The sequence below is a fragment of the Stenotrophomonas sp. BIGb0135 genome (assembly GCF_024810105.1).
Classification (GTDB): Bacteria; Pseudomonadota; Gammaproteobacteria; order Xanthomonadales; family Xanthomonadaceae; genus Stenotrophomonas; species Stenotrophomonas maltophilia_AB.
This window is the reverse complement of the sequence record NZ_JANUDX010000014.1, coordinates 59,753-75,521: the sequence shown is the minus strand read 5'-3', so window position 1 is coordinate 75,521 and position 15,769 is coordinate 59,753. Positions and strand designations below refer to the sequence as shown.

At 70.2% G+C, this 15,769-nt stretch carries 12 protein-coding genes; 9 read left to right on the top strand and 3 right to left on the bottom strand.

What is annotated here, in order from left to right; genetic code table 11:
- Positions 1-216: 216 nt before the first annotated feature.
- Complete coding sequence (locus tag M2421_RS20170; protein WP_259210128.1) at positions 217-2,853, bottom strand: excinuclease ABC subunit UvrA; 2,637 nt, start codon at positions 2,851-2,853, stop codon at positions 217-219.
- A 70-nt stretch (positions 2,854-2,923) separates the two neighbouring features.
- Positions 2,924-5,488 carry a methyl-accepting chemotaxis protein gene (locus tag M2421_RS20165; protein ID WP_259210127.1) on the bottom strand — a complete coding sequence of 855 codons (2,565 nt, stop codon included), beginning with the start codon at positions 5,486-5,488 and terminating at the stop codon, positions 2,924-2,926.
- A 260-nt stretch (positions 5,489-5,748) separates the two neighbouring features.
- Between M2421_RS20165 and M2421_RS20160 the strand changes: the two genes are divergently transcribed.
- From M2421_RS20160 to M2421_RS20150, 3 genes are all read left to right on the top strand, one after another.
- Positions 5,749-6,549, top strand: coding sequence for an arylamine N-acetyltransferase (locus tag M2421_RS20160; RefSeq protein WP_259210126.1), 801 nt, complete (start codon positions 5,749-5,751; stop codon positions 6,547-6,549).
- 152 nt (positions 6,550-6,701) lie between these two features.
- Entirely contained in the window at positions 6,702-7,553 is an 852-nt protein-coding gene (locus M2421_RS20155) for an AraC family transcriptional regulator (protein WP_259210125.1), read from the top strand.
- Positions 7,544-8,653: a hypothetical protein gene (locus M2421_RS20150; RefSeq protein ID WP_259210124.1), complete on the top strand. Its 1,110-nt coding sequence runs from the start codon at positions 7,544-7,546 to the stop codon at positions 8,651-8,653. Before M2421_RS20155 ends, M2421_RS20150 begins: the two co-directional genes overlap by 10 nt.
- A 55-nt stretch (positions 8,654-8,708) precedes the next feature.
- Here the strand turns inward: M2421_RS20150 and M2421_RS20145 are convergent, their stop codons facing one another.
- Positions 8,709-9,317, bottom strand: coding sequence for a M23 family metallopeptidase (locus tag M2421_RS20145; protein ID WP_259210123.1), 609 nt, complete (start codon positions 9,315-9,317; stop codon positions 8,709-8,711).
- Positions 9,318-9,481: 164 nt separating this feature from the next.
- On the opposite strand from M2421_RS20145, the gene M2421_RS20140 reads away from it, so the two are divergent.
- The 6 genes from M2421_RS20140 to M2421_RS20115 all read left to right on the top strand — a co-directional run bounded on the left by M2421_RS20140 (position 9,482) and on the right by M2421_RS20115 (position 15,758).
- Complete coding sequence (locus tag M2421_RS20140; RefSeq protein WP_259210122.1) at positions 9,482-9,625, top strand: hypothetical protein; 144 nt, start codon at positions 9,482-9,484, stop codon at positions 9,623-9,625.
- Positions 9,622-9,801 carry a hypothetical protein gene (locus M2421_RS20135; RefSeq protein ID WP_259210121.1) on the top strand — a complete coding sequence of 60 codons (180 nt, stop codon included), beginning with the start codon at positions 9,622-9,624 and terminating at the stop codon, positions 9,799-9,801. The genes M2421_RS20140 and M2421_RS20135 overlap by 4 nt, the downstream gene beginning before the upstream one ends.
- A gap of 55 nt (positions 9,802-9,856) precedes the next feature.
- Positions 9,857-10,462, top strand: a complete 606-nt coding sequence (locus M2421_RS20130; RefSeq protein WP_259210118.1) for a biliverdin-producing heme oxygenase — start codon at positions 9,857-9,859, stop codon at positions 10,460-10,462.
- Between the two features lie 178 nt (positions 10,463-10,640).
- Positions 10,641-12,875, top strand: a complete 2,235-nt coding sequence (locus M2421_RS20125) for an ATP-binding protein (RefSeq protein ID WP_259210117.1) — start codon at positions 10,641-10,643, stop codon at positions 12,873-12,875.
- The gene (locus M2421_RS20120) at positions 12,872-13,345 is read left to right on the top strand and encodes a response regulator (RefSeq protein WP_259210116.1); all 474 of its coding nucleotides are present in this window, start codon (positions 12,872-12,874) and stop codon (positions 13,343-13,345) included. Before M2421_RS20125 ends, M2421_RS20120 begins: the two co-directional genes overlap by 4 nt.
- Positions 13,338-15,758: a hybrid sensor histidine kinase/response regulator gene (locus tag M2421_RS20115; RefSeq protein WP_259210115.1), complete on the top strand. Its 2,421-nt coding sequence runs from the start codon at positions 13,338-13,340 to the stop codon at positions 15,756-15,758. The genes M2421_RS20120 and M2421_RS20115 overlap by 8 nt, the downstream gene beginning before the upstream one ends.
- Positions 15,759-15,769 lie beyond the last annotated feature (11 nt).

The window sequence follows — 15,769 nt, the reverse complement described above, 5'->3', positions numbered from 1 at the left end:
CGCGGTCAAACGCCTGCCACCGCGCAGAATCCCACAATTCCTATGCCGCGCATCGCCTCAGCTCCACCCGCACGCAACGAATCCCAGGTCGTGCCGCTCGCGGCGCCCGACCCACCGACGGAAGTCAGAGAGCCTCGCTCCTCGCCCGTACCGCAAGCCGAGCCCAGTCGCGCCCGAAAGACCCGACCGAAAACACAGCCCGATGGGAGAAAAACCTTAGTTGAACCAGCGCCGCAGGTAACGCGCAGTCGCGCCGGTGGTGACGCGGCTGACCTGCGCAGGCGTACCGGCGGCGACGATCGTACCGCCCTGCTCGCCCGCGCCCGGGCCGACGTCGATCACCCAGTCCGCATCGGCGACCACGCGTAGATCGTGCTCGACCACCACCACCGTGTTGCCGGCGTCGACCAGCCCGTGCAACTGCGCCATCAGCTTGTCCACGTCGGCCGGATGCAGGCCGGTGGTCGGCTCGTCCAGCACGTACAGGCTGCTGCCGTGCTGGCTGCGCTGCAGTTCGGTGGCCAGCTTGATCCGCTGCGCCTCGCCGCCGGACAGTTCGGTAGCCGGCTGGCCCAGCCGCAGGTAGCCCAGGCCGATATCGCGCAGCAACTGCAGCGGGCGCTGCACGGGTGCTTCCTCGGCGAAGAACAGCAGGGCTTCCTCGACCGTCATCGCCAACACCTGCGCGATGTTGCGGCCGCTCCATTCCACTTCCAGGGTCTTGGCGTTGTAACGCTGGCCGTGGCAGGTCGGGCACGGCGCGTAGACACTGGGCATGAACAACAGCTCGACATGCACGAAGCCTTCGCCCTCGCAGGTATCGCAGCGGCCTTGGGCCACATTGAAGGAGAACCGCCCGGCGCTGTAGCGGCGCGCCTTGGCCATCCGCGTGCCGGCGAACAGCCGACGCACGTGGTCGAACAGGCCGGTGTAGGTGGCCAGGTTGGAGCGCGGGGTGCGCCCGATCGGTTTCTGGTCGACGTTGACCAGCCGCTTGATCGCCTTGGCGCCGGCGTGCAGGCGTCCACGGGCGCGCTCGATGCTGCTGGGCACCGGCAGCTCGCTGTCCACCTCTTCCACCACCGGCTCGTGGCCGAGGTGCTCGCCGACCAGCTCCACCAATGCCTGGCTGACCAGGCTGGATTTGCCCGAACCGGACACACCGGTCACGGCGGTGAACGCCCCGAGCGGGAAGCGGGCGTCCAGGCCGTGCAGGTTGTTGCGGTGGATGCCGCGCAGTTCCAGCCAGCCCGCCGGCGTGCGCGGCGTGCGCCGTTCTCCGCGACCGGTCTCGAACAGGTATGGCGCGGTGACCGACGCCTCGACCGTGCGCAGGCCCTCGGGCGGCCCGCTGTAGAGCACCCGCCCGCCGTGCTGGCCGGCGCCGGGACCCACGTCGACCAGCCAGTCCGCGCGCCGCAGCATCTCCAGGTCGTGCTCGACCACGAACAGCGTATTGCCGCCGGCCTTGAGCTGGTCCAGCGCGCGGTACAGCGCCTCGCCATCGGCCGGGTGCAGGCCGGCAGTGGGCTCATCGAGCACGTACACCACGCCGAACAGGCTGGAACGGATCTGCGTGGCCAGGCGCAGGCGTTGCAGCTCACCGGGCGACAGTGTCGGGGTGGCGCGGTCCATCGACAGGTAGCCCAGGCCCAGGTCCTGCAGGGTGCCGATGCGCTCGACCAGGTCGTGGGCGATGCGCTGGGCGGCGATGCGCTTTTCCTCGGACAGGTCCGGCGTGCGGCGCACATCGCTGCCGCCCACATGCGAGGGCCCACCGGCGGCCGCGCGCGCCTGCAAGGCCTTGCGGCCCGCAGCGCGGCTGCGCGTGGCCGCCGTGGTGGGCGCATCGAAGCGGCCCTCGGCGGCCGGGCGCAGCGCTTCGGCCATGGCACTGAGCGAAAGCTGCGACAACGCGCCGATATCCAGCCCGGCAAAGGTCACCGACAGCGCTTCGCGCTTGAGCCGCTTGCCGTCGCAGACCGGGCACGCGGTGCCGACCATGTAACGGGCCACGCGCTTTTTCATCATCGCGCTCTGCGTGGTGGCGAACGTGTGCAGCACGTAGCGGCGCGCACCGCTGAAGGTGCCCATGTAGCTGGGCTCTTCCTTGCGGCGCAGCGCGGCGCGGGTTTCGGCCGGAGTGAAACCGGCATACACCGGCACCACCGGCTGTTCTTCGGTGAACAGGATCCAGTCGCGCTGCTTCCTGGGCAGGTCGCGCCACGGGATGTCCACGTCGTAGCCGAGCGTGACCAGGATGTCGCGTTGGTTCTGCCCGTGCCAGGCCGGTGGCCAGGCGGCGATGGCGCGCTCGCGGATGCTCAGCGACGGGTCCGGCACCATCGACGCTTCGGTCACTTCATACACGTGGCCCAGCCCGTGACAATGGGGGCAGGCACCCTGCGGCGTGTTGGGCGAGAAGTCCTCGGCATACAGCATGGGCTGCTTGGCCGGATACGTGCCGGCCCGCGAATACAGCATGCGCAGCAGGCTGGACAGCGTGGTGACGCTGCCCACGCTCGAGCGCACGCTGGCGGTGCCGCGCTGTTGCTGCAGCGCCACCGCCGGTGGCAGGCCGTCGATCGCATCCACGTCGGGCACGCCGACCTGGTCGATCAGCCGGCGCGCGTAGGGCGACAGCGATTCCAGGTAGCGCCGCTGCGCCTCGGCATACAACGTGCCGAAGGCCAGCGACGACTTGCCGGAGCCGGAGATGCCCGAGAACACCACCAGTGCATCGCGCGGGATGTCCACGTCGACGTTCTTGAGGTTGTGTTCGCGGGCGCCGCGGACGCGCACGAACGCGGCCGCGGCAGCAGAAGAGGGGGCGGGCTTGCGACGAGTGCTCATCCGCGCAGGATAGTGAGCACCGACGCACGCGGCCAGTGAAGGCAGGTGAGTGCCAGGTGTACGGCAGCGGCTACACGGCCGCCAGTCGCGCCGGCGGCCGTGCTGCGGGCGTGGCCAGCACGAACGCGGCCACCGCCTCGGACAGCAGCGCGGCCTGGCGCTCCATGGCATGCGCGGAGGCCGAGGCCTCTTCCACCAGTGCCGCGTTCTGCTGGGTGCTGCCGTCCATCTGCAGCAGCGTCTGCCCGACCTGCTCGATGCCGGCGCTCTGCTGCTGCGAGGCAGCCGAGATGCTGGCCATGATCGCGCTGACCTGCTGCACGCTGCCCAGGATCTGGCCCATGGTGGCACCGGCCTGGTCCACCTGCCGGGTACCGGCGGCCACGGTGTCCACCGAGGTCTCGATCAGGCCCTTGATCTGCCGCGCGGCGTCGGCGCTGCGCTGGGCCAACAGGCGCACCTCGCCGGCCACCACCGCGAAACTGCGGCCCTGCTCGCCCGCGCGCGCCGCTTCCACTGCCGCGTTCAAGGCCAGGATGTTGGTCTGGAAGGCGATCCCGTCGATCACGCTGGTGATGTCGGCGATGCGGCGGGAGGCCTGCGCGATCTCCTCCATGCGCGCGACCACCTGGGCCACCGACGCACCGCCCTGCTGGGCGATGCCGGTGGCCTGCACCGCCAGCCGGTTGGCCTGCTGGGCGGCATCGGCGTTCTGGCGCACGGTGGCGGTGAGTTCCTCCATCGAGGAGGCGGTTTCTTCCAGGTGTGCGGCCTGGCGCTCGGTGCGCCCGGCCAGGTCCTGGGTGCCGGACACGATCTCCCCGGCCGCGCCATTGATCGCCAGCGAGGCCTGCTGGATACGGGCAACGATGTCGGTGAGCTGTTGCACGGTGGCGTTGGCGTCGTCGCGCATCTGTGCGAACACGCCGTCGAACTGGCCCTGCATGCGGACCCGCAGGTCGCCCTGGGCCAACGCGGACAGCAGCGCCTGCAGCTCGGAAAGATTGCCCTGGAAGGTTTCCAGCAGGCGGTTGATGCTCACGGCCAACGTCAGCACGAAGCCCTGCTTGCCAGCCACGTCGATGCGCCCGTGCAGCTGGCCGCGCGCGGCCGCGTCGACCAGCGCGGCCACTTCGGTTTCCACCGTGGTTTCCAGCGCGCGGCTGCGCCATTCCACCGCGGCGCCCAGGCACTGCTCGTGGTCGATGATCGGGGTGACCACCAACTGGTAGCGCGTGCCGGCGTGTTCGATCTCGTGCGTGGCCGGCGCGTCGCCCCTGCCGGTTGCCTCGATCCGGGCAAAGGCCGGATGCAGTGCCGACGCGGGTCGCCCGCGCCAGTCGGCATCGGTGGTCGCCAACGCGGCCAGCAACGCACGGTTGAGCAGGGTGATGCGCCCTTCCGGGTCGATCACCATCACCCCCGTCTGGGCGCTGTCCAGGGCCTGGCGCGCACGTGCGTTGTCGCGTGCGGCGGCGCGCTCGGCATCGATCCGCTCGCGCAGGCGCTGCTGCATGTGGACCAGCCGTTGCGCGAGCTGGCCGATCTCGTCGTACGGGTTGTGCACGGTGAGCACGCTGTCCAGGCGGTCCTCGGCGATGTCCTCGGCGAAACGCAAGGTGTCGGCGATCGGCCGGCGCACCGCGCGCAGCACCAGCACCAGGCTGGCGATCAGCACCACGGCCACCAGTGCCAGGGTGAGGCCGAATACCACGGTCATCGCACGTGCCTGCCCCTGTTGCCGGGCGCGTGCCGCGTCCAGCGCCAGGGTCTGTGCGCGCTGCAACCGCTGCAGCGCCGGGGCGATCTGCGCGGCGCTCTCGGCCAGGGACTGGGCCTCCACGTCCAGTCCCACCCGCGCCGCGGTGTAGGCCAACAGCGCACCTTGATACGCGTCCATGCCCGCACGCAGGGCGTCCTGGCGGGCCGCGGGCAGCGCGGCGGCCGACAACGCCAGCTCGAACGGCAGCTTGGCTTCGCTGGCGCGGTCGGTATGCGCCGAATCACCGCTGAGCAGCAACAGGGCCTCCTGGCGCCGCATCGCCTGCCAGTGTGCAGCCAGTGCCGCCGGTGCGGCGTCACCGAGCTGTGCGTCCAGTGCAGCGGCGCTGGCCTCCAGCTGCGCGCGCAACCCGTCCTCGCCACGGCCCATTTCGTCGGCGCGTTCATTGAGGGTGGCGATGCCGTCGGCAAAGGCCTGCACGCGCTCTGCCAGGCCGCGCAGCGCAGCGGCGCTGCCCGGGTCGTGCGGCGTGCGCTGCAGCGATGCCAGCGAGTGTTGCAACTGCCGTTGTGCCTGGTGCAATGCACTGCGGTCGGCATCGTCGAAGCTGATCGCATAGCGGGTCTGTAGGCGCCGCGCCTCGGCGACCTCGGTGGCCAGCGCAGCAGCCTGCGCCGCGTCCTGCTGGTGGGCGGCGAAGGTCGCTGCGGCGTGGGCGCTGTCATAGCGCGTCCAGGCATAGACCAGGGCGACCACCAGCAGGCCGCTGCCGCAGACCACCAGCGCGGCCTTGAGCTTGCGTGCGACACTGAAGCGGCGCAGCGAGGCGGCCAGCGCGGCCAGCGGTCGGAACGAAGGGTGTTGGCCCAGGCGGGCAAGCGCAGGCAGCGGGCGGCGGGGAACGACCGACATCACGTACTCCAGGCGGAAAGACGCATCGGTATCGGCCGGCCGGGCGCAGACTTTAGCGGCAGGTTCAACCGGCGACCCGCGCGTGCCGCCGATGGCCCGTTGTAGCGGGCGCAGGCGACGGCACGATGACGGCAGGCGGTCTGGCGGTGCCGGCGTTCAGCCACCCGCCGCCTCGTGCCTTGACCTCAACCGTGGTTGAGCCGGCACAGTGCACGCACCTTCCCTCCGATGGCCTGCCGATGGATCCGCACGTTCTTGCCATGTACCTGTCCCGGCTCGGCATGGACAGCATGCCGACGCCCACCCTGGCCACGCTGGCCCAGCTGCAGGCACGCCACAACGCCTGTTTTCCGTTCGAAACGCTGACCACGCTGCTGCGCGATGCGGTCGCCATCGACCTGCCCAGCGTGCAGCACAAGCTGCTGCAGGAAGGGCGTGGCGGGTATTGCTACGAACTCAACGGGATGTTCCTGGCGCTGCTGCACGCCGTGGGCTTCGACGCCCGCGCGATCAGCGCGCGGGTGGTGATGGGCCAGACCACGGACACGGCGACACCCCGCACGCACATGCTGGTGCTGGTGCGCATCGAGGGGGTGGAGTACATCGCCGACGTGGGCTTTGGCGGCACTACCCCGACCGGCCCGTTGCGGCTCGACCACCGCTTTGCGCAGGCCACGCCACACGCGCGCTACCGGCTGGACCTGCAGTCACCGTATTACCTGCTGCAGGTCCAGATCGGCGAGGAATGGCGGCCGCTGTACCGGTTCGACCTGGCGGTACAGGAACCGGTCGACCATGTCCTGGGCAACTGGTACGTCTGCACGCACCCGGCCTCCTCGTTTCCCGGGCAACTGCGGGCGGCGCTGGCCGGCCCGGGCTGGCGGCGTACGCTCGGTGCGGGGGTCTACAGCGTGCATCGCATCGGGCAGCCGAGCGAGCGCCGCCCGCTGGCGGACGTGCAGGACGTGCTGACGGTGCTGCGCGATGCCTTCGGGATCACCGTCCCCACCCATCCGCGCCTGCACGATGCGATCGCGGCATGGTTGCGCGGCGTGGCCTGACGGCCAGGTGCAGGCGGGTGCGGCAGGCGGCTCAGGCCAGGGGGGAGCTGGCGCCGGGGATGGCGGCGGGGAAGCGGCCACCGCAAGAACGGCCAAGCGGGCCCGTGCGTGCTCGGCTACGCTGCGGGCCTGTCCATCGACACGGAGCCGGCATGAGCGCGGCGCACAGGGCCCTGTGGTACATCGAAAGCCATCATGCCGAGCCGATCGGGCTGGCCGACGTGGCGCGGGTGGTGGGGCTGTCGCCGTTCCACCTGTCGCGGTTGTTCCAGGCTGCCACCGGCACGGCGCTGGTGCGCTACCTGCGGGGCCGTCGCCTGAGCCAGGCGGCACGCCAACTGGCCGGTGGTGCCGAGGACATCCTCAAGGTCGCGCTGGATGCGTGCTATGCCTCGCACGCCACGTTCACCCGCGCCTTCGGCGAGCAGTTCGGCCGCACGCCCGAGCACGTGCGCGCGCACGGGCTGGGCGACATCGCGCTGGTGGAGGCGATCAAGCTCGATGACGTGGTCGTGCCGTGCGCGCAGCCGCCCCGGATCCAGACGGCCGGGCCGCTGCAGGTGGCCGGGATCGGGGCGCGCCACCATGCCGCGTCGGTGGCCGGGATTCCCTCGCAGTGGCAGGCGCTGGCGCTGCAGTGCACGCATGCGGGTGCCGTCCGCTACGGCGTTTGCTGCAACAGCGATGCCGAGGGCGGCTTCGACTACATCGCCGGCATCGAGGTGGCGGACGCGTCCGCAGTGCCGCCAGGATGGCAGCGGGTGCGCATACCGGCGCAACGCTACGTGGTGGCCTGGCACGCGGGCCATATCTCCGCGATACGCTCGACCTGGTACTGGCTGTTGAACCACTACCTGCCCATGGCCGGGCTCAGCCTGGCCGACGGCCCCGAACTGGAGCGCTACGACGCGCGCTTCGACGCCACCACCGGCCACGGCGGCATGCAGATCTGGCTGCCGCTGGCCGACCCCACATCCTGCAAGGAAACGACCGCATGCGCCTGATCGTACCGCTGCTTTGCCTGCTGCTCTGCATGACCAGCACCGCGGTGGTTGCCGCACCGCCCCCGGCACCGGTGGGGGAGCGCCATGGCGTGGCCCAGCTTGCGAGCGCCGCGGTGCGCGATGCCGGCCAGCGCGATGCGGTGCGCTACACCGCGTGGTATCCGGCCACGGCCGATGCCCGCGAGCTGCCGATCACCATCGGGCCGGCGGAGGCACCGTTGTTCGAGGTCGGCCGCGCCGCGGCCGATGCCGGCATCGCGCCCGGCCAGCTGCCCACCGTGCTGCTGTCGCACGGCAATGGCGGCAGCGCGCGGATGATGGGCTGGTTCGGCACCGCGCTGGCACGCGCCGGCTACCTGGTGATCGCCGTGGACCATCCCGGCAACAACGGCGTGGACGCGATGACGGCGGCCGGCAGCCTGCTGAGCTGGGAGCGCGCCGAGGACCTCAAGGCCGCACTGGCGGCGGTGCAGGCCGACCCGCAGCTGGGGCCGCACGTGGATGCCGGCCGGCTGGGCGTGGCCGGCTTCTCGGCCGGCGGCTTCACCGCGCTGGTCGCGGCGGGCGCACGCGTGGACCTGGCGCAGCTGATCGCGTTCTGCCGCGCCCATCCGGACGATGGCGTGTGCCGGCCGCAGCAGGAATCGCCGGACATGACGCTGGAGGCGCGTATCGCCACCGCCGCAGCGCCCGCGCTGGCGCCTTACATGGCCGCCTCGTCCGCAGACCACCGCATCCCCGGCGTACGCGCGGTGTTCGTGATGGCGCCGGCGATCGTGCAGGCATTGACCCCGGCGCACCTGCGCGCGTTGCCGCAACCGCTGTCCATCCTGGTCGGCGATGCCGATGACGTCGCGCCGCCGGTGAGCAACGCCGAGGTGCTCGCCGCGCTGGTCCCGGAGGCCGGCCTACGGGTGCTGGCCGACGTGGGTCATTACGATTTCCTGGCGATCTGCACCCCGGCGGGCCAGCGGGCGATGCCGCCGCTGTGCAGCGGCACGGCCTCCCGCCAGGCCACCCACGCCGCTGCCATCGCGCAGGCGATCCATCTGTTCGGGGAGGCGCTGGCGCCGGTGAACGACACGCCGCCTGCGCGCTAGAGCTGGTGACCGGGTGGCCTGGCCCGCACCGGCCCGGCCGGAGCGGCCGCTGCGATCATGGGTCCTTCGGTGGCGTGCCGGTTGCTGCCGGCGTCCACGCACGCAGCAACGGCAAGGGGTCGTAGGCACCGTCGGCGCCGTAGATGCCCCAGTGCAGGTGCGGCGGCGTGCCCTTGGCGTTGCCACTGTCGCCCACGTAGCCGAGCAGCGTGCCCGCCTCCACCACCTCGCCACGTGCCAGGCCCTCGCGCCAGCCCTCCAGGTGCGCGTAGTAATAACGCTCGCGCGCCGGGCCCAGCACCCAGACCTGGCGCCCGCCCAGCCCGCCGTCGCGGATGTCGGCCACCACCCCCGGCCCGGCGCTGCGTACCGGCGTGCCGCGTTTGGCGAAGATATCCACCCCGGCATGGGTGCGATCGCGCCCGCGTGGCGCGCCGAAGGTATCGGCGATGCGCCGGGCGGCCACCCCCTCGACCGGTACCGGCAGCGCGCTCGGCGCCGGCATCCGCGACACCGTCCACAGCGCCCGCGGCAGCTGTGCCCAGCGGCTGTTCCAGAGCATGCCCACCGCCAGCGCGCACAGGGCCAGGACGAGCAGGCGCAGCAGCCAACGGCGCAGGCGGCGCGCGGGGGACGGTGGATCGGGACGCAGATCAGGGGCCATCGTGACTCCAGCAGGCGGCGGCGGAGGGCCGCGGCTAACCACCACGAGGGTACAAAGCCATTGTGGGGCGGGCATGAAGTGATGCAGGCGGTAGCGCAGGATGGACGGGGGCTTCACGGGGAATCTGCTGAACTGCAGCTGTCGCCCGTGAATATCGACACATCATGAACACCGCATTCAAGATTTTCCTGCTGGTCGGCGCCGTGCTGTATGGGCTGCCGGGGCTGGTGTGGTGGATCAATCACCGCCGCGCCATCCGCGCCCGGCGGGATGTGCCCGCCCTGGGTGCCGACAGGTCGCCCACGTGAGCCTGACCAGCACGCAGCGCCGCATCCTGGAGGACATCAACGCCACCCGCCCGGTCTCGGACGAAGAGGCGAACTGGGCGGTGGCCGCCGGCTATGCCGCGCAGGCCGAGGATGGCGATATCGATCTCACCCAGGAAGGCCGCCGCCAGGTAGATTCCAGCCAGTTGCAGCGCTGAGGTCCGGCGCGGGCGCGTTGGTAACATGCCCGCTGCACTCCTACCCGCCTTACCCGTGCCCGTTCCCCACCCGATCCCGCTGCCCGATCCGCCGTCGGCCCTGTCGCGCGCGCAGCGCCTGAAGGCACGCACCGACCAGGCCCATCGCCGCGTGGACGAGCGCATCCTGGGCCTGGGCATCTTCGACAGCCGCGCTGCGTTTGCACGCTTCGTCCGCGTGCATCATCGCCTGTATGCCGATGTGCAGGGCCTGTACGCGTGCCCCGTGCTGTTGCGGCAGCTGCCGAGCCTGGCGGGACGGCAGCGGCTGTCGCTGATCGAACGCGACCTGGCCGACCTGGACGTGCCCGTCCCCGGCCCTTCTGCCGCCACGCCGGACCTCGGCACGCTCGCCCATCGCCTGGGCTGGCTGTACGTGGTGGAGGGCTCGGCGCTCGGGGGCGCGGTGCTGTTGAAGATGGCGGCCCGGCTGGGCCTGCACCAGGATTTCGGCGCGCGCCACCTGGCCCCCGCGGCACAAGGGGTTGCCGCGACATGGCGACGCTTCGCCGCCGAACTGGACGCCATCGTGCTTGATCCGCCGCAGGAAACCGCCGTGCTGCAGGGCGCGGAGGACGCGTTCGCCCGCGTGGTGCACCACGTCGAGGCCGAATTCCGCTGACGCCACCGTCGTCACGCCGCCGCCCAGGCGCGCCCGTTCGTCACCGGTAGCCGCCCCTCAATATGCCAAGCTATGGGGCTGTTCCACGCCGCATCGGCGTAGGCGCTGCCGCCGGGCCTTGCCTCCGCGGTATCGCCGGAGCGGTTCTGTTACGAAGGCAATGGGTGGAGTCAACAGCATGTCATCACGCAATTCCAGCCACATCCCCCTGGATCTGAGCAGTTGTGCCAGCGAGCCGATACGCACGCCGGGCGCCATCCAGCCCTACGGGATGATCCTCGTGCTGGAGCACGGCAGCCTGACGGTGAAGGCGCGCGCGATCGCACGCGCGGCGGTGCTGGAGGCACACGGCGATCCGCTGGGGCATCCGATCGACCGCGTACTCGGCGGTGCGCTGGCGCACTGCCGCCCCCTGCTGGACGCGATGGACGCCGGGACCACGCAGTTCCTGGGCGCGCAGGCCATCGGCGCCCACGGCGCCCACCAGGTGCTGGCGCATCGCGTTGGCGAAGACGTCATCGTCGAGCTGGAGGAGCCGGTGGCGGGCGAACCGGGCTCGCTGGAAGACCTGTACCCGTCGATCCGCCGCTTCATGGAGGCGATCGAACGCGCCCCCACGCTTGCCGAGCTGTGCGACATCGCCGCGACGCATATCCGCCAGCTCACCGGGCTGGACCGCGTGCTGGTGTACCGGTTCGACGAGGACTGGAACGGCGCGGTGGTGGCGGAGGACCGCAACGACGTGCTGCCCAGCTACCTGGACCTGCGCTTCCCCGAGTCGGACATCCCTGCGCAGGCGCGCGAGCTTTATCGCCAGAACCGCGTCCGGCTGATCGCCGACAACAACTACCAGCCGGTGCCGTTGGTGCGTGCCGCAGGCGACGCCGCCGCGCCGCCCACCGACCTGAGCCCGGTGTCGCTGCGCAGCGTCTCGCCGGTGCACCTGCAGTACATGCGCAACATGGGGACCGGCGCCTCGATGTCGGTGTCGCTGCTGCGCGAAGGCCAGCTGTGGGGGCTGATTTCCTGCCACAACCAGCAGCCACGGCGGGTGCCGTACCACGTCCGCACCGCGTGCGAGTTCATCGGGCAGATCCTGTCCCTGCAGATCGCGCTGAAAGAGCGCGCGCTGGGCGTGGAGCAGCGCATCGCCCGCCGCGCCATCCAGGTGCGCCTGCTGGCGCGCATGGCCGGCGACCAGGATTTCATGGCGGCACTGGGCCGCGACCGGCACAGCCTGCTGGCACTGACCGAATCGGCCGGCGCGGCGATCGTGCACCGTGGCGAATGCATCCTGCATGGCGAGTGCCCCAGCCAGCCGCAGGTGATGCAGCTGGTGCAATGGCTGGCCGCCCAGCAGCACGAGGGCGACCTGTTCTTCACCGAGCGCCTGCCCTCGCTATGGCGGGAGGCCGACGCCTTCGCCGACGTGGCCAGCGGCGTGCTGGCCATTTCCATCTCGCAGGTGCACGACAGCTTCGTGCTGTGGTTCCGCCCGGAAGTGGTGCGCACCGTGCGCTGGGGGGGCGACCCGCGCAAGGAGGCCACCGGCATGCTCACCCCGCGGACCTCGTTCGAAGGGTGGAAGGAAACGGTGCGCCGGCAATCGCTGCCCTGGAACGCCGTCGACCGCGACGCCGCGCTGGAACTGCGCGCGGCCATCGTGGACATCGTGCTGCGCAAGGCCGAGGAAATGGCCGCGCTCAACGAACAGCTCCTGCGCAGCAACAAGGAGCTCGAAGCGTTCTCCTACTCGGTCAGCCACGACCTGCGTGCGCCGTTCCGCCACATCGTCGGCTATTCCGAACTGCTGTGGGCCTCGGCCAGCGAAAGATTGAACGATTCAGAAAAGAGATTCCTCGACACCATCGTCGAGTCTGCACAATCTGCCGGAACACTGGTGGATGACCTGCTCAGCTTCTCGCAGATGGGCCGGTCCACGATGGGTCAGATTTCCATGGACATGACCGCCCTGGTCGAAGATGTCCGGCACAAGCTGGACATGGAATACGCCGGCCGCTCGATCCAGTGGCAGGTGCCGTCGCTGCCGCGCGTGCAGGCCGACCCCGGCATGCTGCGGCTGGTCTGGCAGAACCTGCTGGCCAACGCGATCAAGTTCACCCGCGATACGCCGCAGCCGATGATCGAGGTGGGCCACCAGCGCAGCGACACCGAAGACGTGTTCTTCGTCCGCGACAACGGCTGCGGGTTCGACATGCGCTACGTCGACAAGCTGTTCGGCGTGTTCCAGCGCCTCCACCATTCGGACGAATACGAAGGCACCGGCATCGGCCTGGCCAATGTGCACCGCATCATCACCCGCCACGGCGGCCGCACCTGGGCCGAGGGCGAGGTGGGCAGCGGGGCGACGTTCTTCTTCACCATCCCCTTTGCTACTGGAGACAACCTATGAGAGATCTGCGACCGATTCTGCTCGTGGAAGACAACCCGAAAGACGCTGAGCTGACCATGGCCGCCCTCGCACGCTGCCAGCTGCTGAACGACGTGACCCATGTCCGGGACGGCGTGGAAGCGCTTGAGTACCTGCGTTGCCAGGGCCAGTACGAGGGCGCCCTGCATGGCGGCCCGGTGGTGGTACTGCTGGACCTCAAACTGCCCAAGCTCAACGGACTGGAAGTCCTCAAGGAAATCCGCTCCGACGCCGCATTGAGCAGCACGCCCGTGGTGATGCTGACCTCCTCGCGCGAAGAGCAGGACCTGATCCGCAGCTACGAACTGGGCGTGAACGCCTTCGTGGTCAAGCCGGTGGACTTCAAGGAGTTCCTGGAGGCCATCCAGGGCCTGGGCATGTTCTGGGGCATCACCAATCAACCGCCGCCGCACGGAACCCTGTTCGGCGCCAAGAGCAGAAAAGATGGCTGACGCTGCACCGGGTACACCGATCCGCATCCTGATGGTCGAAGACAACGCGCTGGATGCCGAACTGATCGCACTGCAGCTCGGCCGCGCCGGGCTGCCGTTCACCGTCGAACGCACCTGGACGCACCAGGGCATGCTGGACGCGCTGCGCGGCGGCGGGTTCGACGTGATCCTGGCCGACCACGTGCTGCCCGGCTTCGATGGCGACGCCGCGCTGGCACTGGCCTGCGAGATCGCCCCCGGCATTCCCTTCATCTTCGTCTCCGGTACCCTCACCGAAGAGTTGGCGGTGAAGGCGCTCAAGCGCGGCGCGCGCGACTACGTGGTCAAGGCGCGCCTGCAGCGCCTGCCCGACGCCATCGTGCGCGCCATTGGCGAGGCCGAAGAACGCCGCCGGCTGCTGCAGGTGGAAGCCGAGCTGCGCGACAGCCACCAGCGGATGCGCCTGATCACCGATTCGCTGCCTGCGCTGATCGCCTATTTCGGCCAGGATCACCGCTACCGCTTCGCCAACCAGGCCTATTTCGAGTGGCATGGTCGCGAGCCGCAGAGCCTGGTCGGCATGCATGCCCGCGAGATCGTCGGCGACGCGGCCTTCGAGAAGATGCAGGCACACCTGGACAAGGTGCTGCAGGGTGAGAAGGTCAGCTTCGAAACGCTGTCCCAGCGTGGCGGCGCCACGCCGCGGCATGCGCAGGTGGACTGCGTGCCCGAACTGGGCCCGGACGGCACGGTCATGGGCTACTACGCGATGGCCCGCGACATCAGCGACCTGAAGCAGGCCCAGGCGCTGCTCACGGCCAGCAACGAATCCCTTGAGCGCCAAGTGGCCGAGCGCACCTCGGCCCTGCACCGCAGCGAGAGCCGGCTGCAGGCGCTGTTCGAATCCAGCTTCCAGCACCAGAACCTGCTGACCCTGGATGGCCGGATCATCGACACCAACTCCGCCTCGCTGGCCGCCATCCTGGCCACCAAGCAGGACGTGCACGGTGCGATCTACTGCGAATCGGCGTGGTTCGCCGATACCGAGGGCGTGCCCGCGATCGTCTGCCAGGCCGTGCTGGACGCGGCGGCCGGGATCGCCTCGCGGCACGAGCTGGAACTGCGCCTGCCCACCGGCAAGCGCGCCTTCGAGTTCTCCTTCCGGCCGCTGCTCGACCACCAGGGCAAGGTGACCGCGGTGGTGTCCGAAGCGGTCGAGACCACCGCGCGCCGCCAGGCCGAGGAGGCCCTGCGCCAGAGCCAGAAGATCGAGGCCGTCGGCCAGCTCACCGGTGGCATCGCGCACGACTTCAACAACATCCTCACCGTGATCGCCGGCAACGTGGAATACGCCCAGCTGTTGATCGACCGGCTCGGCGACAGCGCCGGCAACGCCGGGCGTGCGCTCGACAACGCGCTCAAGGGCGTGATGCGCGCGGCCAACGTCACCCAGCGCCTGCTCGCCTTCTCGCGCCGCCAGCCGCTGCGCAACCTGCCGGTCGACCTCAACGCGCAGGTCAGCGACATGCAGGACATGCTCAAGCGCTCGCTGGGCGAACTGGTGCAACTGGAAATGCTGCACAGCCCGGACATCTGGTGCGTGGAGATCGATCCCAGCCAGCTGGAGGCGTCGGTGCTCAACCTGGCCGTCAATGCCCGCGACGCGATGCCCGAGGGTGGGCGGCTCACCATCGAGGTGGACAACGCCCACCTGGACGATGATTTCAGCGCACAGAACCCGGACGTGCCCCCGGGCCAGTACGCGATGGTGCGCGTGCGCGACAGCGGCCACGGCATGTCCGCCGAGACCGTGGCCCGGGTGTTCGAGCCCTTCTTCACCACCAAGGAGGTGGGCCGCGGCACCGGCCTGGGCCTGTCGATGGTGTATGGCTTCGTCAAGCAGTCCGGTGGCCATGTGCTGCTGGATTCCGCCCCGGGCGCCGGCACCACCATCACCATGCTGTTCCCGCGCTCGGCCGCGCCGCTGCCCGACAGCCGGCCGCTGGAAGAACCGCGGCAAGGCCTGTACCAGGTGCTGGAAGACACCACGATACTGGTGGCCGAGGACAACGACGACGTGCGCGCCTACACCGTGGAGACCCTGCGCCAGCTCGGCTACCGCGTACTGGAAGCACACGATGGCCCGTCCGCCATGCGCCTGCTGGAACGCACCGACGTCGCCGTGGACCTGCTGTTCTCGGACATCGTGATGCCGGGGATGTCCGGCTGGGAGCTGGCCAAGCGCGCGCTGCAGCACAAGCCGGAGCTGCATGTGCTGTTCACCTCCGGCTACCCGCGCGACATCGATGCCAGCGGCACGGTCGGCAGGAACATCGCGATCCTGCCCAAGCCGTTCACCCGCAGCGACCTGGCCGGATCGATCCGGCTGGCGCTGCAGGACGAGGGCGCCGGCACGGCGGCCGGGTCGCCGTAGCGCGGCGATCC